Annotated in this window: 17 protein-coding genes; 11 read left to right on the forward strand and 6 right to left on the reverse strand. The window is 36.0% G+C overall.

Annotated features, from left to right (window positions below):
- The first annotated feature begins 114 nt into the window (after positions 1–114).
- On the forward strand, positions 115–1,317 hold the full coding sequence (locus EL260_RS06795) for an MFS transporter (protein WP_185145900.1): 1,203 nt from the start codon (positions 115–117) through the stop codon (positions 1,315–1,317).
- Between the two features lie 120 nt (positions 1,318–1,437).
- Here EL260_RS06795 and EL260_RS06800 read toward each other — a convergent pair whose 3' ends face one another.
- Entirely contained in the window at positions 1,438–1,782 is a 345-nt protein-coding gene (locus EL260_RS06800) for a mannan-binding lectin (protein WP_068941837.1), read from the reverse strand.
- 173 nt (positions 1,783–1,955) lie between these two features.
- Positions 1,956–2,336, reverse strand: a complete 381-nt coding sequence (locus EL260_RS06805) for a SpoIIAA family protein (RefSeq protein ID WP_123859488.1) — start codon at positions 2,334–2,336, stop codon at positions 1,956–1,958.
- Positions 2,337–2,452: 116 nt separating this feature from the next.
- Here EL260_RS06805 and EL260_RS06810 point away from each other — a divergent pair, with 116 nt between their 5' ends.
- The gene (locus EL260_RS06810; protein ID WP_123859489.1) at positions 2,453–3,658 is read left to right on the forward strand and encodes an NAD(P)/FAD-dependent oxidoreductase; all 1,206 of its coding nucleotides are present in this window, start codon (positions 2,453–2,455) and stop codon (positions 3,656–3,658) included.
- Positions 3,659–3,833: 175 nt separating this feature from the next.
- On the opposite strand, the gene EL260_RS06815 is transcribed toward EL260_RS06810, so the two are convergent.
- From EL260_RS06815 to EL260_RS06825, 3 genes are all read right to left on the reverse strand, one after another.
- On the reverse strand, positions 3,834–5,021 hold the full coding sequence (locus EL260_RS06815) for a VWA domain-containing protein (protein ID WP_123859491.1): 1,188 nt from the start codon (positions 5,019–5,021) through the stop codon (positions 3,834–3,836).
- 18 nt (positions 5,022–5,039) lie between these two features.
- Positions 5,040–6,638, reverse strand: a complete 1,599-nt coding sequence (locus tag EL260_RS06820) for a DUF4139 domain-containing protein (RefSeq protein ID WP_123859492.1) — start codon at positions 6,636–6,638, stop codon at positions 5,040–5,042.
- A 300-nt stretch (positions 6,639–6,938) separates the two neighbouring features.
- The gene (locus EL260_RS06825) at positions 6,939–7,613 is read right to left on the reverse strand and encodes an SIMPL domain-containing protein (protein WP_123859494.1); all 675 of its coding nucleotides are present in this window, start codon (positions 7,611–7,613) and stop codon (positions 6,939–6,941) included.
- A gap of 392 nt (positions 7,614–8,005) precedes the next feature.
- Here EL260_RS06825 and EL260_RS06830 point away from each other — a divergent pair, with 392 nt between their 5' ends.
- The 6 genes from EL260_RS06830 (at position 8,006) to EL260_RS06855 (ending at position 13,195) form a co-directional block, all read left to right on the forward strand.
- Entirely contained in the window at positions 8,006–9,787 is a 1,782-nt protein-coding gene (locus tag EL260_RS06830; protein ID WP_228445344.1) for a tetratricopeptide repeat-containing sensor histidine kinase, read from the forward strand.
- 10 nt (positions 9,788–9,797) lie between these two features.
- Positions 9,798–10,523 (forward strand): PA3715 family protein, encoded by a 726-nt coding sequence (locus EL260_RS06835; protein WP_123859495.1) that lies wholly within the window; start codon positions 9,798–9,800, stop codon positions 10,521–10,523.
- Positions 10,524–10,634: 111 nt separating this feature from the next.
- Positions 10,635–11,336 (forward strand): DUF4386 domain-containing protein, encoded by a 702-nt coding sequence (locus EL260_RS06840; RefSeq protein ID WP_123859496.1) that lies wholly within the window; start codon positions 10,635–10,637, stop codon positions 11,334–11,336.
- Positions 11,337–11,342: 6 nt separating this feature from the next.
- Positions 11,343–11,759: a DUF6326 family protein gene (locus EL260_RS06845; RefSeq protein WP_123859497.1), complete on the forward strand. Its 417-nt coding sequence runs from the start codon at positions 11,343–11,345 to the stop codon at positions 11,757–11,759.
- An 84-nt stretch (positions 11,760–11,843) separates the two neighbouring features.
- A complete protein-coding gene (locus tag EL260_RS06850) occupies positions 11,844–12,578 on the forward strand; it encodes a LytR/AlgR family response regulator transcription factor (RefSeq protein WP_123859498.1) in 735 nt (244 codons plus the stop codon).
- A gap of 74 nt (positions 12,579–12,652) precedes the next feature.
- Complete coding sequence (locus EL260_RS06855) at positions 12,653–13,195, forward strand: lipocalin family protein (RefSeq protein ID WP_123859499.1); 543 nt, start codon at positions 12,653–12,655, stop codon at positions 13,193–13,195.
- Between the two features lie 54 nt (positions 13,196–13,249).
- Here the strand turns inward: EL260_RS06855 and EL260_RS06860 are convergent, their stop codons facing one another.
- Complete coding sequence (locus tag EL260_RS06860) at positions 13,250–13,723, reverse strand: DUF7832 domain-containing protein (RefSeq protein ID WP_123859500.1); 474 nt, start codon at positions 13,721–13,723, stop codon at positions 13,250–13,252.
- 104 nt (positions 13,724–13,827) lie between these two features.
- Between EL260_RS06860 and EL260_RS06865 the strand changes: the two genes are divergently transcribed.
- The 3 genes from EL260_RS06865 to EL260_RS06875 all read left to right on the forward strand — a co-directional run bounded on the left by EL260_RS06865 (position 13,828) and on the right by EL260_RS06875 (position 20,700).
- Positions 13,828–15,078 (forward strand): CinA family nicotinamide mononucleotide deamidase-related protein, encoded by a 1,251-nt coding sequence (locus EL260_RS06865; RefSeq protein WP_123859501.1) that lies wholly within the window; start codon positions 13,828–13,830, stop codon positions 15,076–15,078.
- An 89-nt stretch (positions 15,079–15,167) separates the two neighbouring features.
- Complete coding sequence (locus EL260_RS06870) at positions 15,168–18,566, forward strand: polysaccharide deacetylase family protein (protein WP_123859502.1); 3,399 nt, start codon at positions 15,168–15,170, stop codon at positions 18,564–18,566.
- A 76-nt stretch (positions 18,567–18,642) separates the two neighbouring features.
- Positions 18,643–20,700, forward strand: coding sequence for a M13 family metallopeptidase (locus EL260_RS06875; RefSeq protein WP_123859503.1), 2,058 nt, complete (start codon positions 18,643–18,645; stop codon positions 20,698–20,700).
- Positions 20,701–20,708 lie beyond the last annotated feature (8 nt).

Below are 20,708 nucleotides of genomic sequence, written 5' to 3' on the forward strand. Positions count from 1 at the left end.
TTTATCATTCAAAGACGTGTGAAATTCAATCTTTCTTTCGAATTTTGCACTTTCAAAATTAAAGATGGATTACCATTATTAATTTCAATACATTAATTCAGAAAAGAAAGTACAATGAAGATTGATAAAAGAATAATACCGCTGGCGATTGGCGGGTTGGGAATAGGAACCACGGAATTTACCGTTATGGGGCTATTGCCAGATATTGCAAAAACACTGGAAATCACTATTCCGCAAGCGGGGCATCTGATTTCTGCCTATGCAATGGGAGTGGTAATCGGAGCACCGCTTCTGATTGGATATTCGGTGAAATTTCCTCCCAAAAAAGTTTTGATTGCATTTATGATCCTGTTTACTTTATTTAATGGTCTTTCTGCTATTGCTCCCAATTACGGAACAATGCTGATTATAAGATTCATGTCCGGACTTCCTCATGGAGCTTTCTTCGGGGTAGGAACTGTAGTAGCTGCTAAAATGGCAGGAAAAGGGAAGGAAGCATTCTATATATCCATGATGTTTACAGGACTCACCGTGGCCAATCTGGTGATGGTTCCTTTGGTAACCTATATTGGACATACTTTCCATTGGCGACTGTATTTTGCTATCGTAGCTTTAATTGGTGTTTTTGCGCTGTTATTTTTAAAATTATGGATGCCTGCAATGGAAGCCAATCAAAATACCCACTTTCTGGATGAACTGAAATTCCTTAAAAAGAAGCAGTCGTGGCTGGTATTGGCAATTACAGCCATTGGGTTTGGTGGTCTTTTCACATGGTTGAGTTACATTACTCCATTAATGACCGGGATTTCCGGAGTGGAAAGCAGTCAAATGGCCTATGTAATGGTTCTTGCCGGAGCAGGAATGGTCGTAGGTAACCTTGCTGGAGGTATTATTTCAGATAAATTAGGTCCGGAAAAAACTTGTGCAGTCTTGATATTCTTAATGATGATTTCCCTGGTAGGAGTATTTTTACTTTCCGAGCATCAGAATATTGCTTTCATATTGACATTTATGTGTGGGGCATTATCAATGTCTATTGCAGCACCCATTAACATTATGATGATGAAAGCGGCACCGAAAAGTGAAATGATGGCTGCAGCTTTTATGCAGGCCGGTTTTAATATAGCCAATGCAATGGGAGCCTTCTTTGGCGGAATTCCTTTAGAATATGGATTGCCATTCAATTATCCGTCATTGGTAGGAGTGGGGATGACCTTTATCGGATTTGCGATCAGCGTAAGGTATATGTACTTGTATGGTTCACAAAAAGCTAACGAAGAAGAAGTGATGGCAGAGCGTGTTTCTTGTGACAAATAGGATAAATGATTTCTTACATCTGTGAGGATATAAAACAGTAAAACATAAAAAAGGCTGTCTCAAAGTTAAAAAATAGACTTATGAGACAGCTTTTTAAATTAATACATTATTCTTTTTATACTAGAATTTAAATACACAGCTGCAAACGCTCATTTTGCCTTCTACAACCGTTGTCCATTGTCCGTTCCATGTACCGCCATACGATGCACAGATAGCAGGACAAATTGCCTTAGCATCTTCGTCGCTCCAAATAGGACCGGCTAATACATTTAAAGTATATTCTGTACTGCCTGTTGGTTCCGTATTTAGTTCAACTTCTATGACGCTCATTTGCCCTTCTACAATGGTAGTCCATTGTCCGGTAAACTTTCCTAGGTGTGCCGCAGCAATACGTGGTCCTAATTTTTGTGCTTCGTCATTGCTCCAAAGCGGCCCTGCGATAATGTTGGTTTTGAATGTTGACATGGTATAATTTTTTGTGATTAGTACAACAAATGTAATCACTATTTAGGGATATAATTACAGTATAATGTACTAAATTTGGGATTAGGTATTTTTACGTATCTATTTGATATTAATTGATATATAATAAAAAAGACTGCCTTTTGAGACAGTCTTTTAGTATTGCGTAAGATTGATTAAACTTCAACCTCATTTCCATTTTTGCACCAGTAAAGTGCATTGTATAAATTTTCTTTTGGGAAAGATTTAAACTCTCCCGGCATCAGAACGCTGAAAATTTCAGTAAAGTCCTGTACGCCTTCTTTGTCTGTAACAATGGCTGCCCGATTCCATTTTGCAAGGTTTTTTAATCCCAGCAATAGATCCTCAAGCCATGCTCCCATGGTAAATTTATCCAGATCGGTATCCAAATACAGTAAGTAATTCAGCTCACCAAATTCGTCTACTTTCTCTTTCACACGCGGAATTACCAGTTTTTCAAAATCTTCTTTCGTCACTTCTCCGGTTGCATTGAATGCTGCAACATTATCAGGAGCTTCTGGAATAATTGTTATCATAGTAAATATTTTATGGTGGTTGGAATTTAATAAAGCAAACAATAATTGAACCATAAATTCCTCTAAAATTGTTAAAATAGGTATAAATATTGTTATTTTTAATGTAAAATATCAATATGGATCTCAAATCAAATGAACCTTTTTGGCTATTAAAGAATGGTCTGGTTGCTACTTATCCTTCTTTAAAATCGGATGAAAACTGTGATGTTTTAATTATAGGAGGTGGAATTACAGGAAGCCTTATTGCCCATCAAATGATAAAGGATGGGTATGAAACTATTCTCATAGATAAGCGTGAGTTGTGTAATGGGAGCACTTCTGCCACCACTTCAATGCTGCAATATGAAATAGATGTTCCTCTTTATGAATTAATAGAAAAAATAGGAGAAAAAGGGGCTGTTGCAAGCTATAAAGCATGTTCAGATGCTATTGATAGTATTGAAGCACTTACCGGAAAAATACGGTCTGGTGCTGGGTTTAAACGTAAAAAATCACTATACTTTGCTTCCAAAAAGAAAGATGTCGAATGGTTAAAGAAAGAATATGAAGCCAGAGAAAAAGCAGGATTTGAAGTGAAATGGCTACAAGCAGATGAGGTGCTGGAGAAATTTGGATTTGAAAATACTTATGGAGGTATCCTGTCAAAGCAGGGAGCCAGCATTGATGCCTTTCTGTTTGCCCATGAATTATTTCAATATAATGTAAGGAAAGGATTGAAAATCTTTGACAAAACTGAAATGATAAAAGTAGAATATCACAAAGGTTTTAATCTTGCTAAAACAAACAGTGGTTTTCAGATAAAAGCGAAAAAAATAATCTACTGTATCGGGTATGAAAGCAAAACTTTATTGAAAGAGAATTTCGTTAATTTGAAAAGTACGTATGCAGTGGTGTCCGAAGTGGATAAAGACAAATTTAAAAATATTACGAGTACATTGGTTTGGAATACCGATGAACCTTATCTCTATATGCGGACTACTGATGATGGAAGGCTCTTGATAGGCGGTGGAGATGAAGATTTTTATGATGCCGAAAAACGGGATGCCATTCTCAATAAAAAAGAAAAGGAAATTTTAAAAAGTTTAAAGAAAATAAAATCGGATTATCACTTCTATCCTGATTTTGTATGGGCCGGGACTTTTGGGGAAACAAAAGATGGGCTTCCCTATATTGGAGAGCACCAAAAGTTCAGAAACTCTTATTTTGTGTTGGGTTTTGGAGGAAACGGAATTACTTTTTCAGCAGCAGGCATGGAAATGGCTTCTTTATTTATGAAAAATAAAAAGCATCCGTTATCCGAATATTTTAGATTTGGAAGATAGAACATCTTTAATCATCAGCAAAAAGGTTTTATTTTGAACACTTTAGTCCGCTAAATTATATTGAAATAAGCAGATACAAATAAGAACACTTAAGTAGAAAATCAAAAGATTCAAAACTTAAGTGTTCTTGATTTTAAAAGGATTTGTTACTTAAAGAGATTTAAGATTAATCCTCCTACAAGGTATATCCATTCTTTTTGGCCAGCTCCTGTATAGAACTTTCAATGGCTTTTCCAAGATCATCAGAATCATCAGTGCCTCTTTTTTTCATTTCATCATCAATATAGGTCTGACGTTTTTTAGAAAGATCGTCAATTTCTCTTTGAATCTTTTCACGCTCTGCCGATTTTATGACCACTGCTTTTTTTATTTCGTCTTTGCTTTTTCCCTTTAGTTCCTCCGGCACTTCACTTGCTTTCATATTGGCAATAAAGTTGTCATCTTTTTCAGCTTTATCTACCAAGTCCCAATGTTCATTTTTGTAAGCGTTCTTTTTAGACTTGGAAACGGTTCTTTCTACCAGATTGGAAACGGATTGTACTTCTGCATTTTTATCCTGTGTAATTTGTTTTTGTTTATATTCAGAACCGCGGTTTCCATAATACATATAGGTGTCATTCAATTTGGTATTGCATTCGGAAATTCTGATGTCATAAGGCGTTTTAATATAAATAACCTTTTTATCACTGTCGATATTAAAATATTTTCCACCTCCCGTTGTTGCTCCGTTTTGCCAGTAGTCTCGAATTCCTTCTTCCCGGCTTCCACAGAAAATGGTATTGGTATAGATGTTTTTACTTTTTGCTTTTGAGATCACTTCTTTATAATCAATCCTTCCCTGATTGAACGGCTCGTTCCCTGCAATATAAATCAGTTTCATACTTTTCTCGTTGCCATCCCAGTTCAGATTGGCTGCGGCATCCCGAATTACAGCACCACAATATTCACTTCCGCCATTGGTTCTTAAAGCAAATAATTTTTCGGAAACCAGATCAAGGTCCTGGGTAAGAGGAGTTACCTGACGGATATAGTTTTCATCACGAATGCCATCATTCCCATATTCATAAAGAGCAATTTCAACTTGTAGAGCCTGTCCGTTGTATTTTAGAGTGGTTAACGTATTAACGATGTTCCAGAGCCTGGATTTTGCCTGGTCAATCAACCCATCCATACTGTTGGAAGTATCAAGTAAAAGGGCTACCTGGATTTTATTGTCCTTTGATATCGTATTTACCGTGGGTACAGAAGCATTTTGTACAATTAAGCTTCTGTTTTCCGGATCACTTTTCGAGCAGCTAAGGGGTGCTGTTGCCCCGGAGTTTAAAAAAGCTGCTGCAATGGCTAAGATTTTTAAAGTTGTCATATTATTATTTTTTATAGGTTATCTACTGTAATATTGGATGTGCATATCTTTCGGATACTTAACTTCATAAGAGAAATTGATCTTATCAGAACCTCCGGAACTTATATTTTTGTTCCAAAGAATGCTTCCTGTTTTTTCATCAAGGCTTCCGCCTCCAGTTTCTATAGCTTTCACTGATATTTTAGAATTTTCACTGATAGGAAGCTGATCCAGTACTTCCAGTTCAATACTTTCTTTGGTATTATTTCTGATGCTGATCTGGTAGGTTTCAGTTTCCCATTTGTTCGAGTTCATGGGCTTTTGAGAAGCTTTATCTTTCAGTTTGATTCTTTTTACCGTGATTCTTTCATCTACTCCAAGAGAAATCGGGAACTCATCTTTTACATAATGGCTGGTAATATTGGTTTTTCCGATATAATTGTCCTCAAAATAGATATTAGCTTCGCCATTAATAAGGTTGAGGTTTTGCCAGTTTTTTACGAAAGCCATCAGGAAGACCTGATTGTTAAGTTTTGGAACTGTATGGTACTTGTAAGTAGCATCAATTTGTTTTTTATCCAGAATCACATACTGTTCTTTTTCCTGACTTAAAATGGTTTGATTATAATTCAGTTCATAGATCACATTCATTTGATTATCGGAAACAGAAGCAATTGGAATCTGACTTGGTTTTGCAGCGATTTCCTGTCTCATTTGATAAACATTCATCAGTGTAGACTCTTTTTTAGATTTGTAATCGGCAACTTCAAGTATTGGATTAGGAATTGTATATTCCGCAACATACAATGGAGAAAGGATAGGACGGTTCTGATTGTATGACGGTCTGTAAGTAGAGACAAACAATTTTATGTTGTTCCAATCCTGCCCGGTTTTTTGATAGATCTTTCCTTTGTAAACCATTTCAAGAGGTTTCTTTACAGACTGAGCGCGCAGATCGTAAGACGGAATCCAGCCTGCATCAGAAACAATATAGCTGAGCCCCAGATTCAGGTTGGTATCATTATCAGCAAGAATTTCAAGCAGGAGCTCTTTTCGGTTGGTATTTTTATGGGTTTGTTCCTCATCCGATTGTTTATTAAGCTTTGCAATACTTTCGTCTAGTATACTTTTCTGCTCATTCAGTAAAAAGACCTGATTATCAATTTCCAGCATCCTTTTTCTATAAAACTCAGTAAGCTTAATAAGCTGCTCCTGAGGAGTGGATTTATCATTGGCTGATACTTTTAAATTATCATTGATAATATTCTGTTCTCCCGTAAGATTTTTAACCTGGATAGTGAGCAGACTTGCCTGTCTTTGAAGTTTTTTTCTTTCATCATTCAGTTTTTTCTCACCATCAGAAAGCTGATCTTCTTTCAAAAAATTACTTTGTGGAGTGATGGATAGGAGAGTCGTATTTTTTTCCAGATTGATTTTATAGGTGTTTTCATCCAAATTATTGGGAAGATTGATAATTCTTACCTTATTATGTCCTTTCTGAAGATTAATATTGGTACTTCCGAAGACTTTTGCTCCCTGAAGGAATACGGTAGCCTGCTTTACTTCAATTTCCTTTTTAATTTCCTGGGCCTTAAAGAGAACCACTGAAAATAGTGTGATTAAAAGATAGCGTTTCATCGTTTATTATTTTAAATTATAAAGTAAAATTACCCGTATCTAAGCCTATATTTTTGGATACTTGGTGAAGAGAGCTTTTCACTTGGTGAGTAGACAACCTTATGTTTTTTTTGCCACTAATGCACGAATGGCTTTATAAATAAGCTTTAAAAAAACTATGTGAAATCTATGTGGTTTATTTTTTTAAACCACATAGATTTCACATAGACTTGCAAACTTTCGGAAATTATTTTATTCCTGCATTCGTGGCAAATCAAAAAAGGCTGCCAAAAGTATGACAGCCTCTTTTAAATCTGTTATTTAAAGGATTTCGTATCTTGTTTTGATACTGTATTTCAGTTTGATGTTTTCAATATTGTCAAAAGAAAGGTCTAAAGAAGCATCTGCCATTTCCATCTGTACATTACTCATTCTGCTTTTGTAAGCAACAGGCATTACAGTGTCGCTGGTATAGTCCTCTATTTCTGTAATTTCAAGAACATTCCCCACCTTTTTACCCATACTTTCTAATAGATAATCTGCCTTTTCTTTCGCTGCTTTTAAAGCATTGATCTTTACTGTCTTTCTGAAATCTGCAATTTTGGTATTCTTTACTTCTGAAATGTTCAGGCTGCTTACCCATTTTTGATTCAGGTCTTCAAATACTTTACTAAGGTTTGCTTTTGCATTCGCTTTAAACTCATAGTTCTTAGTAAATTTTCCGTTTTTTGCGTAAATGTTCTGATACGTTGACTTAAATTTGATATCCTCGTTTCTTATTCCTGCATTCTTTAAGATGTCAAACATCTTCTTTTCATTGTCTGCCAGATCGTTTTTGGTATCTCCTTTTATTCCAAGGCTAAAGAATACTTCATCCGGTTCTACTTCCATTTCTGCAACACCAGTTACTTCAATTGCGTTTTTCTTTACTTCCTGAGCGTTTACAAAACTTCCCAGCGTTAAAATCCCGATTAATAAAAAATGTTTTAATTTCATAATTTCTTGTTTTTACTTTTAAATTCTGATGTAAAATTAGTTCGATCTGAAGCTGAAAACCGGGAGACTTGGTGAAATGGAACTTTCACTTGGTGAGTCGTATAAATGGTATTTTGATTGTATGCTTTCTGAATGAGAAGAATAAAAAGAAAGTACAAATACACTATATAGTTTCAAGTGCAAGATTTATTCTGATAACATTGATTTCTAATTATATTTTCTCGCAGATTTGTCAGATCTCGCAGATACTTTCGGATATGAACATCTTTGATTTTCAAAACTTATGTGGATTTCTTATGGATTGTAACTTGGTGAAATCATGTTTTGGCTTGGTAAAGAATAGAAGCTGATCGATAAAGTTTTACTTACTTTGCAATAAAGATTTGAAATCCGTGAAATTAGTTTTTAACATACTCTTTATTTCAATGTTTGCTGTGGGAAATGTTCTCATGGCACAGGATTCTACAAAAGTTTCCCAAGTCCTGAAATCTGCTGCAAAGTTGAAGAAAGCCGTAGACAAGAATGATGATAAAGGGGCCGCAGATGTATATGTAAACATGGGTTCTGATTATTATAATCAGGGAAACTACGCCAAGAGCGAGGAATATTTTACCAAAGCTAAAGCGCTTTACCAGAAACTTAATGACAAAAAAAACCTGGAATCTGTTACCCGGAAATTAGCACAATCACAGGAAAAACAGAATAAGATAACCCCAGCGCTCAGCAATTACAGTATGGCAGCGCAGATGAGCTATAGTGAAAAAAGTAAGGCTGTCAATGCTAATGATGTTGCAAGGCTTTCTTCTCCTACCCCTGAGCTTAGAGCAGAAGCCATTCAGAGTAATATTAATATAAGCAAAAAAGAAAATGAACAAGCCAATGTAGCGGAAGGATATAGCCAGTTGGCAGATGTAAATATACAACAGAAAGATCTGTATAAAGCGGAAGAAAACCTTAATAATGCATATAAAATTTCAAAGCGGGAAGCTCCACAACAGGCATTGGCTATTAACCAGAAATTAGCTGATCTGTATGTAGAAAATAAGAATTTTGATAAGGCGATTGAAGCTAAAAAGAAAGTTCTTAAGGAGGATTTTGTAAAGGATAATTCTCAGGAAAAAGTGAATCAGATTCAGGAACTGGCTGATATTTATATCAAGAAAAATGATCCTAAAGAGGCGGTTGATCTTTTGAAGAATGCGTATGGAATCGCTTTGGATAAAGGACATACGCTGGAAGCGCAGAAAAGTGTGAAGAAACTGGACAGTTTGTATGCCATCTCAGGAAATGTGGATGCTTCAGTTCAATTGTACAGAGACTTTTTGGGAAAACTCCCCAATCTGGTTTCCAAGGACAGAAGCCTGGTAGATAATAAGATTCTGGAAGATACAGAGCAGAGAATTTCTCAGCTGGAAAAGGAAAAGGAATTGAAAGATGAACTTATCCGTAAGAAAAATATTTTCAATTATGGACTGATAGGAGCTTTAATCGTGCTGACCGGTCTTATTATTTTTATTTTCAGAACCTTGAAGAAAGTTCAGGTCAAAAACAAAAAAATAGCACTTCAGTCGCTTCGGCGGGAAATGAATCCCCACTTTATTTTCAACAGTCTGAATAGTGTCAACCACTTTATTGCCACCAATAACGAACTGGAAGCCAATCAATATCTGACTAAGTTCTCAAAGTTGATGCGTGGAGTGATGGAAAATTCTACCGATGATTTTATTCCTTTACAACAAGAGCTTGATCTTTTGCAGAACTATCTGGCATTGGAAAAAACACGTTTTGCAGATAAATTTGATTATGAAATTGAGATAGATGAAAATCTGAATATCCAAAGCCTGCAGGTTCCCGGAATGCTGGTACAACCGTTCCTTGAAAACGCTATCTGGCACGGACTGCGTTATAGAGCAGAAAAAGGCTTTTTAAAATTAAGCTTTGAGAAAAATGAACGCTACTTAAAGGTCATTGTTGAAGACAACGGAATAGGAATTGAAGAAAGTAAAAAACAGAAAACCCAGCATCAGAAAACCCGCGAAGGAAGAGGTATGAAAAATACTTTAGAGCGAATTCAGCTGCTGAATGATCTGTACAAAAAAGATATAACCTGTTCTGTAAAGGATAAGGAAAATCACAATGGAGTTTTAGTCATTATTCAAATTAATCTGGCATAAAAACTTTACAATGAAAAAAAATATATTTCTAATTATACTGATGATGAGCCAGTTTTCCGGAACTATAGCGGCTCAGGATATTGACAGTATCAGACTGAATCATATTCTTAACAGCCTGAAACTTGACAAAACCAAGATAAAGGAAGAATTCTGTATTGAAAAGAAAATGCCCAATGTTGAAGACTCTTATATTGTGGTTATTCCTGTGGTTGTGAATCAGGACAAAGAAGATTATGTTTTTACAGTTCAGAACTATATTTTAATTACAGACCGTAACGGAACCATAAAGAACAAATATTTCGATCCAACAGAACTGAATTCTGATGCTATAAGCCTAAGAAGTTTTGCTATTGATACTGGTTTATATAATATCAGTACGAACATCCGGGCATTTGGAGTAAAGGCAGATTTTGTAGGAAGTAGCAGGCCCAATCCTTATGCTTCAGGCACGCTTTCAATGTATTATCCGGAAGGGAAGACTCTTAAAAAGGTTCTTGATCAGTTTGAAATGGATTCTACAACAGGAGAATGGGATACCCGATGCAACGGCGAGTTTAAGGATGACCATTCCTATATCATTATGAATACATCCAAAACGAACCATTTTACAGATCTTAAAATTAAGACCATTTCTGTAACCACTATAAACAAAGAAGTGAAAGGAGAATGCGCGGGAAAAGAAACTTCCAAAACAACTTATAGCACACTGAAATTCAAAAACGGAAAATATCAGTAGTTTTCCAAAATTATATTCTAAAGAAACTTTTATTATTTTTTTTTCATATAGTTACTTTTTATTGTAACAAAAATTAAATAGATATTGTCTTATTAGTTTAAAACTAATCAGATGAATATCAATAATAAAACAGCCCGATTAGCAGGATTTATTTATCTTGTTGTCATCATAACCGGTTTTTACAGCTTAATGTATGTGCCATCACAATTGATTGTGTGGGAAGATCCGGAACTTACTTTTCATCATATTTCTTCGTCATCCTTATTCAGGTTGGGTATTGCAAGCAGTATGCTTTGCTATATTGCTTTTGGGTTTCTTCCTTTAGTTTTGTATCAGCTGTTGAAAGAAACAGACAAAAATGCAGCAAGGCTGATGGTTATTTTTGCACTTATCAGTGTACCTATTTCTTTTATTAATCTTCAAAGTAAGTTTTCTGTACTTACTCTTGTTGAGGGAGCTGATTATTTAAAAATATTTGATACCCAACAGCTACAGGCTCAGATGATGCTTTTACTGAATAATTATAATAAAGGAATTTTAATTGTTCAGATTTTCTGGGGACTTTGGCTGTTTCCATTAGGATATCTGGTTTATAGGTCCGGATTTTTACCCAAAATTTTAGGAGTTTTTTTAATGTTGGGCTGTTTAGGATATGTTCTCAATGTTTTTGGAAGAACTACGATTCCTCATTTTCCGGATTATGCAATATCAGGGTATATAACATTACCCGCTTCAATAGGGGAAATAGGGATGTGCCTGTGGCTATTGATTGTAGGTGTGAAGAGTAAAACCATTAATAATAATCAAAACTAATATACCATGAACAATTCTACCCAACTTGAAGACATCCAGGTAAACGTCAAAATTATACTTGCCGGCCTTTGGACCTCTGTTACATTGTGTTATTTATACGGTGATTACTTTGAACTGTATACTCCGGGAAAAACAGAAGGGCTTATAGATGGCCATAATCTATTGAATGCTCCACTGAATTTGTTATTGGCGGCAGTTGTTTTGGCAATACCTGCGGTTATGGTATTTCTTTCCCTTATTCTGAAACCGGTGATCAACAGAATCCTTAATATTGTTTTCGGAATCTTTTTTACTTTGGTGATGCTCCTTATTGGTATTTCATCCTTTTCAGAATGGTATCTGTTTTATATTTTCCTTGCAGTAGTGGAATGCATTATAACAATTTTGATTGTAATGTATGCCTGGAAATGGAAAAGAGTATGACTTGATTGGGAAGATTGCATGGTTAGCCAAATATCCCTAATTTGCATCTGTAATCTATTACCTGCCATTTAATATTTAAATCCAATGAAGATCAAAGCTGTAATTGTAGATGATGAACTGATCGCAAGAGAAGTATTGAGAAGCTATCTCACCAAATATTGCCCACAGGTAGAAATTCTTGGTGAAGCGGAAAATATTAAAGAAGCCGTTCCTTTAATTGCAGAGAAACAGCCTCAATTGGTTTTTTTAGATGTAGAAATGCCTTTCGGAAATGCCTTTGACGTATTGGAAGCTACCAAGGAGTTTGCCTATGAAACCATTTTCATTACAGCATTTTCGCAATATTCTTTACAGGCTTTAAATAAATCAGCAAGCTATTATATTTTAAAACCGATTGACATCCAGGAACTTATTTTAGCAGTTAATAAAGTTCTAGAAAGCATAGAGAAAAAAGAAGAGCTCAACCGGAATAAAATTTTGTTGGAGAATTTAAAATTAAAACCTGAAAAACAGCAGCTTATTCTTCCTACTTTACAAGGATTTGATGTAGTAAAAACAGAAGATATTGTAAGGCTTCAGGCAGATGGAAACTTTACTCAGGTGTATCTTACCGATGGTTCAAAGAAAATGGTCTGCCGGTTTTTGAAACATTTTGATGATTTGTTGGAAAACCCTTTTGTAAGAGTTCACCGTTCTCATATTATCAATGCAACATTTGTGAAGTCTTATCATAAAAGTGGAACCGTAATGCTTGCTGATGATACTGAAATTGAGGTTTCAGGAAGTTTTAAAGATAACTTTCTAAAGGTGTTTTCTTAGAATTTATCGTTCTTTAACAGGCCAAAGGCATTATTTTTGACGTTTTCATTACAACCACACAAAATATTTCTATCATGAAAACCCTTCATAAAATAATACTACCCGTTTCGTTAGGAGCTTTGGCGTATATGGCTTTTCATTCTTATTCCGTAGGCATTCCGAGAGGAACTCGGGCAGTCAAGAATTTTGATGTTAAAAAATACCTCGGAAGATGGTATGAAATAGCCCGTTTTGATTACAGATTCGAGAAAAATATGGATAACGTTACTGCAGAATATTCAGAGAATCCCAATGGCAGTATTCAGGTGAGAAATAAAGGGTACGATTATCTCAAAAAAGTATGGAATGAGTCTATTGGGGAAGCTAAATTCGTTAAAGATCCCACCGAAGCAAGGCTTAAAGTATCCTTTTTCAAGCCCATTTGGGCAGGTTATAATGTCATTGATATTGATGAAGACTATCAATATGCTCTGGTAGCAGGAAGCAGCTTAAAATACCTCTGGATTCTCTCCCGAACGACAACTATTCCGGAAAGTATCAGGCAACGTTTTATTGAAAAAGCCAGAAAAATTGGTTATAATACTGATGAGCTCATCTGGGTGAAACATAATCAATAATAAAGCAGAAAGGCAAATCATAGCATCACGATTTGCCTTTTACTTTTTTATATTTTATTCTTTAATATATTCCTTCCACTCTTCAAAACGATAATCAATGACTTGTTTCATCAGATCATAGTTTTCGTAGGTATCTTCAATGTGGTAGAAGGTTTCATATTCATAATCGTTTTCCTCTGCTTTAGTATCAAAAAGATTGACGTAGTCATCTGCAAAAGAACTGTATCGGTTTCCAAAATCGGTTTCATCTGCATAATAGTCCTTTGCAAAACTGTTTCCAAGATCACTCAGGTCATATTCAGAGAATTTTCCATCACAAGAATCCATAATGAATTCTGCACCTGTAATCTCTCTTCGTTTTAATTTTTCAATTTCCTCTTCATGATCTTCCTTCAGTTCATCGGAGATCAGATCATTCTGAATACACCAGTTCAGGAACATACCAGTATGCGTTGCTCCGTTTTTCTGAGGAAGCCCTTCAGGAAAATCACCACCATAATGCCATGAAGCATCATCATATTTAGACATAACTTTAACTAATTTCTGTCAAAAATAGAAAAAATCAATTTATATTGCCACAGCCGCATATTTTTCCGTCATTTGCAGCAGAATTTTTTTCAAGAATCTCATATATGGAAAAAGCAGTCCTAATCACTATTGGTGACGAAATCCTTTCCGGAAATACGGTAGATACCAATTCCAATTTTATTGCCTCTGAACTTAAAAATATCGGAATAAAGGTTGTACAGATCTTTACTATTTCAGACGAAATAGATACCATTAAGAATACATTAAGTGCTGCCTTTCAATTAGGTGATCTCATCATTACAACCGGAGGATTGGGTCCTACAAGGGATGATAAGACCAAAAAGGCACTTGCAGAATTTTTCAATGACGAAATTGCTCTGGATGAGGTAACTTTTAACCACCTTAAAGGATACATGGAAAGACGTGGAAGGGCGGATATTCTGGAAAGAAATAAAGAACAGGCTTTTGTACCTACAAAATCTATTGTTTTTCAAAACCATTTTGGAACTGCACCTTGTATGATGATGGAACTGGATGGAAAACTGAGCTACAGTTTGCCTGGTGTTCCTTATGAAGTAAAACCATTGATAAAAGATCAGATTATTCCTTATTTACAGGAAAAATTTAATCTTAACTATATTCATTCAAGAATTGTTTCTGTAGTGGGGATTCCGGAGAGTATTCTCGCAGATACCATTGAAGACTGGGAACTTGCCCTTCCTGAAAACATCTCATTGTCTTACCTTCCGGTAGGAACCAGGGTAAAGTTGAGAATAACAGCATTAGGAAACAATGAAGAAGCTTTAAAACAACAGACAGAAAATGAAATCCAGAAACTGCTTCCTCTTATCAAGGATCATGTGATTGCGATGTCTGAAGATAAAATAGAGAAGATTCTGGCAGAAATTCTTACAGAAAGAAAACTCACTATTTCAACTGCAGAAAGCTGTACCGGAGGAGAATTGGCAAAAATGATTACTTCAGTTTCCGGAAGCTCAAAATATTTTCTTGGGGGGATGGTCGCTTATGCTACAGAAAAAAAAATCAAAATTTTAAATGTTTCCAGAGAAACGGTAGATCAGTTTACTGTAGTCAGTGAACAGGTCGCCCAGGAAATGGCAAAAGGATGTCAGGAATTATTTGATACCCATATTTCCCTTTCTACTACCGGTGTGGCTGGCCCTGGAAAAGGGGAGGATGGTAAAGATGTAGGAACCGTTTTTTATACAATACGAATTAATAATCAGGAAGTAACTTCAAAATTATACATGCCTCATCTGGAAAGAGTAGACTTTATGGATTTCGTTTCCCAGAAGGTGATTCAGGATCTTGTAGGGCTTTTGGTAAGTCACTAAGTAAATGGTTATATTTTTAATTTTTTTTTAATTAATTTTAATGTGCTTTTTCACACTTTTTGAAAATCATTCATTAAAATTTTAAAATCGTGGAAAATTCCAAACAGATTTTTCAGACCAACAGCAAGAAACGTTGGAAAAGTGTACAATGGGGAAGCCGTATCTTTATTTTTGTTGCGGCGCTCCTTCTTTTAGCGTTAGGTTTGATGATGACCCTGGACAGAAGTCCAAAAATTCCTTTTAAAGAAGATTATAAAGCAGTAATTACAGCGAATAAACCTTATCTTCAGGAAAATAAAATTTCTAAAGAGTATAAAGGCTTCAGAAACTTCATCTCTGAAAAAAATATTCATACCAGTTTTGCCAAGATTCAAAAGGCAAGAGCAGAACGATATAAAAATCAAAATAGAAACTGGGCGCAGTTTCCCGGCGGAATTCGTTCTGCCTTCTATGTAGCATGGGATCCACAGTCTCTGATGTCTTTAAAAAGAAACATCAGACACGTCAATCTGGTATTTCCTGAATGGTTTTTCCTTGATCCTAAAACAGGAGACCTGAAAACCAACGTTGACCCGGAAGGATATAAAATAATCAAAAGAACAGGAGTGGCAGCCATGCCTATTCTGAGCAATAACTCTAATCAGGAATTCCGTGCTGAAGGGCTGGGGAAGGTATTGAATGATCCAAAGAAAAGAACGGATCTTATTCAAAAGCTTACCCAACAGTGCCTGAAATATCATTTCAAAGGTATCAATATCGACTTTGAAGATATGAATCTTGATTCTGATGAGAACCTGATTGCTTTTATGAAAGAACTTTCAGGAACTTTTAAACAGAATCAACTGTTGGTAACCATGGATATTATGACGGACAATGATGATTATAACATTCCGAGATTAGATCCTTATGTAGATTACTTTGTATTGATGGCTTATGATGAATATTCTGCAAGTAGTGATGCAGGCCCTGTTTCTTCACAGAAATGGATCGAAGCCCAGACGGGTAAAATCGTTAAGCAAACCTCTCCTCATAAAATTATTCTTGGGTTGGGAGCGTATGGTTATGACTGGAGCTCCAACAAGGATGACAATACTTCAGTAACGTATATGCAGGCGATCACTAAAGCAAGTGCCAGTAAAGCGGTGATTGATTTTAATGACAATACCTTCAATTTAAACTATTCTTATACAGATTCAAAAAATAATAGCCATACTGTATTTTTTAATGATGCAGCGTCCATTTTTAACACCATGCGTTTCTCTTCTGAATACCCATTGGCAGGAACAGCCCTTTGGAGACTGGGAAGTGAAGACAGCAGAATCTGGAACTTCTATGATAAGGACCTTACATTTGCCGGGCTTTCTAAGTTAAATTTAAAAACACTGGAAAATGTAAAAGGACAGACCATGGTGGATTATATCGGGGAGGGGGAAGTACTGGATGTTCTGAATACGCCCCATGATGGTAAAATTGCATTGGAAATAGATCCGAAAGAGAAAATCATCACAGATGAAAACTATATTACGTATCCAAGTTCTTATGAAGTAAAAAAGTATGGAAGTGCTCCGCAGAAAGAACTGGTACTGACATTTGATGATGGGCCCGATGAAACTTACACGCCTCAGGTATTAGATATATTGTCCAAATACCATGTTCCGGCAGCCTTCTTTTTAGTAGGTTTAAATGCAGAAAAAAATCTTCCGCTGGTTAGAAGAATCTATCGGGAAGGTCATGAAATAGGAAACCACACTTTTACGCATGAAAATGTAGCAAAAGTAAGCCCGGAAAGAGCTTTACTTGAACTGAAACTTACAAGACTTCTCATAGAATGTGTAACAGGACACAGTACGATCCTTTTCCGTGCCCCTTATAACGCAGACTCTGAGCCTACCACTTCAGAAGAGATTATTCCGGTGGCATTGGCAAGACAGCAAAACTATCTGGATATAGGAGAAAATATTGATCCGGAAGATTGGCAGCCCGGAATAAAAGCAGATGAAATTGTGAAACGCGTAATGGCGGGAATCAAGCAGGAGAGAGGGAATATCATTTTGCTTCATGATGCGGGAGGTGACACAAGAGAAGAAACGGTAAAAGCTTTGAAGATTTTGATTCCTACTCTTCAGAAACAAGGCTATCATTTTACTAATCTTACCAGTATTCTACATAAGAGCAAAAGCGAACTGATGCCTGAAGTTCCTAAAACCAGATCTTATTATATCATGCAGCTTAATTTAGTACTGGCAACCGTGATCTATGGAGTGAGTCACTTTTTGGTGGCACTGTTTACTATTTTCATTGTGTTGGGATTAATAAGATTATTGTTAATGGCGTATTGGGCTTTTAAAGAAAGAAAAAAAGAGAAAAAACTGGGCGAATTTCCAACGCTTGAATTGTATCCAAAGGTTTCCATTATTGTGCCTGCTTATAATGAAGAAGTAAATATAGTATCTTCCCTACATAATCTGTTGAAACAAACCTATCCGAATTTTAATATCATTATGGTAGATGATGGAAGCAAAGATTCAACGTTTGAAAAGGCGAAAGAAGCTTTTCCCAATCATCCGAAGTTGGAAATATTTACAAAAGAAAACGGTGGAAAAGCAACTGCTCTAAACTTTGGGATTTCACAAACTGATGCAGAATACGTAGTGTGTATAGACGCAGATACTAAACTGCAACAGGATGCTGTGAAATATTTGATCGCGAGATTCCTGAATGCAGGTCCTGAAGAAAAAATAGCAGCTGTAGCGGGAAATGTAAAAGTAGGAAACACTGTCAACTGGCTTACCAAATGGCAGGCGATAGAATACACAACAAGTCAGAATTTTGACAGATTAGCCTATGCTCATATCAATGCAATTACTGTGATTCCTGGTGCGATTGGAGCCTTTAAAAGATCAGTAATTCTTGAAGCAGGAGGGTATTCTTCCGATACTCTGGCTGAAGATTGTGATATTACAGTAAAAATCTTAAGAGCCGGTTATACCGTTGCTAATGAAAACCAGGCTATTGCAGTAACGGAAGCTCCGGAAAGCGTAGCACAATTTCTTAAACAACGTTTCCGCTGGACTTACGGAATCATGCAGATGTTTTGGAAACAGAGACAGACGTTCCTTAACCCTAAATATAAAGGATTGGGACTTTGGGCGATGCCGAATATTTTATTGTTCCAGTATATCATTCCGTTTTTCTCACCATTGGCAGATCTTATTATGTTCTTTGGAATTCTATCAGGAAACGGAAGTAAAATATTCGGTTATTACCTGATCTTCCTTTTAGTGGATGCATCCCTGGCATTAATAGCATTTATTATGCAACGGGAAAAACTGGTGAATCTGCTCTATATCATTCCGCAAAGATTTGGATATAGATGGCTGATGTATATTGTATTATTTAAAAGTTTAAGAAAAGCATTGAAAGGCGAAATGCAGTCCTGGGGCTTCCTGAAACGTACAGGAAATGTAAAAGAGATAGCAACTTCTTAATATTTGTTTAAATTTGTTTTACGAAAAAGTAACAAATAAGAAATAAATCATACATATTATATAAATTGTTATCATAATGAAAAAACTAACGCTTTCTTTGTTTCTAATAGCAGGGATCTGCTCTCAAAATACGATGAGTGCACAAGCTAAAACTGCTAAAGTAGCAGTGAACAATACCGATAAAGGTTTAGACCTTAGCTTAATGGATACTTCAGTACGTCCACAGGATGATTTTTATAATTATGTGAGCGGAACATGGATGAAAACAGCTAAAATTCCAGCTGATAAGCCAACTTGGGGAAGCTTCAATAAATTAGGAGAGGATACGGATAACAATTCCATGACTATCCTGAATTCTCTTTTGAAAGATAAATTTACTGACGGAAGTGAAGGGAAGAAGATCCAGGATCTGTATGCTTCTTACATGAATATGCAGAAGAGAAATGCTGACGGAATTAAGCCTATTCAGGAACACCTGAATAAAATTGATGCGATCAAAAATATGACTGACCTTCAGAATTATCTGGCTTCAGTAACGAAGGAAGGTGAAAATATTTTCTACGGGTGGGGAGTATATGCTGACTTGAAGAATTCTAATATGAATGCTGTTTACTTAGGTGATGCTTCTCTTGGTTTAGGGAGAGATTATTATCAGAAAGTAAATGAAAAAAATACAGAAGCTATTGCTGAATATCAGAAATATGTAGCTTCTATGCTGAAAGAATTAGGGTATAAAAATGCTGACGAAGCGGCAAAAAATATCGTTAATTATGAAAAAAGTATTGCAAAGACGCTCTTAACAAACGAGCAAAGTCGTGATAATACCCTTCAATATAATCCTAAAACGATGGCTGAGCTTTCAGCGTTGGTAAAAGGGGTAGATCTTCCGGCTTACCTTAAAAAAGTAGGAGTAAATACAGATAAGGTAATTATTGGAGAACTGGAATATTATAAGAACTTTGATAAATTGGTGAATGCTGAGAACCTTCCGATCATTAAAGATTATCTGAAATTCCACATGATTAATGGAAGTGCCTCTTACCTGAGTGAAAAACTTGGAGATATGAAGTTTGCTTTCTTTGGTAAATATTTAAGAGGTCAGCAGGAGCAGAGAGCACTAAACAAAAGAGGTTTCGAATTAATCAATAGAAACTTAGGAGAAGCTTTCGGCAAACTCTATGTTGAAAAATACTTCCCGGCTGAAGCTAAAGCTCAGATGGTGGAATTGATCGATTACTTAAAGAAGAGCTTTACACTCCACATCAATAACCTGACTTGGATGTCTTCTACTACTAAGGAGAAAGCAATGCAGAAATTGAATAAATTCACTGTAAAAGTTGCTTATCCGGACAAATGGAAAGATTATTCAAAACTGGAGATCACTCCTGAGTCGAAAGGAGGTACATTATACAAAAACCTTCAGAATATCGGGGAGTGGCAATACAATAAAGATTTAGCAAAAATCGGAAAACCGGTGGATAAAACAGAATGGGGAATGACGCCACAGACTGTAAATGCTTATTACAACCCGGTATATAACGAAATCGTATTCCCTGCAGCGATTCTTCAGCCGCCATTCTTCAATCCTAAGGCTGATGCAGCAGTAAACTTTGGAGGAATTGGAGCTGTTATCGGTCACGAAATAAGCCACGGATTCGATGATTCAGGTGCTCAGTTTGATGCAGATGGTAATCTTGTAGACTGGTGGACTCCGGAAGATAAGGCGAACTTTGAAAAAGCAACTAAAGCTCTTGCAGCTCAATATGACAAATATGAACCTGTAAAAGGAACATTCGTAAACGGGACCTTCACAAACGGTGAAAACATCGCTGACTTAGGTGGAGTAAACATCGCTTACGATGCTCTTCAAATGTATTTAAAAGATAAAGGAAATCCAGGAAAAATCAGTGGATTTACTCAGGATCAGAGATTCTTCCTAAGCTGGGCAACCGTTTGGAGAACTTTATCAAGTGAAAAATATATGGTTAACCAGGTGAAGACAGATCCGCACTCTCCGGGTTACTTCAGAAGTTTCGGTCCGCTAATCAACGTTGATGCATTCTACAAAGCATTTGATGTGAAAAAAGGAGACAAATTATACAAAGCTCCAGAAGAGAGAATCAAAATCTGGTAAAATATACA

The sequence above is a fragment of the Chryseobacterium nakagawai genome, from assembly GCF_900637665.1.
Taxonomy (GTDB): domain Bacteria; phylum Bacteroidota; class Bacteroidia; order Flavobacteriales; family Weeksellaceae; genus Chryseobacterium; species Chryseobacterium nakagawai.

Bases quoted from the DNA above. Each gene is read 5' to 3' on its own strand.
- EL260_RS06800 (WP_068941837.1), bottom strand. From the start codon at position 1,782: ATGTCAACATTCAAAACCAACATTATCGCAGGGCCGCTTTGGAGCAAT.
- EL260_RS06865 (WP_123859501.1), top strand. From the start codon at position 13,828: ATGGAAAAAGCAGTCCTAATCACTATTGGTGACGAAATCCTTTCCGGA.
- EL260_RS06820 (WP_123859492.1), bottom strand. From the start codon at position 6,638: ATGAAACGCTATCTTTTAATCACACTATTTTCAGTGGTTCTCTTTAAG.
- EL260_RS06835 (WP_123859495.1), top strand. From the start codon at position 9,798: ATGAAAAAAAATATATTTCTAATTATACTGATGATGAGCCAGTTTTCC.
- EL260_RS06855 (WP_123859499.1), top strand. From the start codon at position 12,653: ATGAAAACCCTTCATAAAATAATACTACCCGTTTCGTTAGGAGCTTTG.
- EL260_RS06845 (WP_123859497.1), top strand. From the start codon at position 11,343: ATGAACAATTCTACCCAACTTGAAGACATCCAGGTAAACGTCAAAATT.
- EL260_RS06795 (WP_185145900.1), top strand. From the start codon at position 115: ATGAAGATTGATAAAAGAATAATACCGCTGGCGATTGGCGGGTTGGGA.
- EL260_RS06840 (WP_123859496.1), top strand. From the start codon at position 10,635: ATGAATATCAATAATAAAACAGCCCGATTAGCAGGATTTATTTATCTT.
- EL260_RS06825 (WP_123859494.1), bottom strand. From the start codon at position 7,613: ATGAAATTAAAACATTTTTTATTAATCGGGATTTTAACGCTGGGAAGT.
- EL260_RS06860 (WP_123859500.1), bottom strand. From the start codon at position 13,723: ATGTCTAAATATGATGATGCTTCATGGCATTATGGTGGTGATTTTCCT.
- EL260_RS06875 (WP_123859503.1), top strand. From the start codon at position 18,643: ATGAAAAAACTAACGCTTTCTTTGTTTCTAATAGCAGGGATCTGCTCT.
- EL260_RS06805 (WP_123859488.1), bottom strand. From the start codon at position 2,336: ATGATAACAATTATTCCAGAAGCTCCTGATAATGTTGCAGCATTCAAT.
- EL260_RS06810 (WP_123859489.1), top strand. From the start codon at position 2,453: ATGGATCTCAAATCAAATGAACCTTTTTGGCTATTAAAGAATGGTCTG.
- EL260_RS06815 (WP_123859491.1), bottom strand. From the start codon at position 5,021: ATGACAACTTTAAAAATCTTAGCCATTGCAGCAGCTTTTTTAAACTCC.
- EL260_RS06850 (WP_123859498.1), top strand. From the start codon at position 11,844: ATGAAGATCAAAGCTGTAATTGTAGATGATGAACTGATCGCAAGAGAA.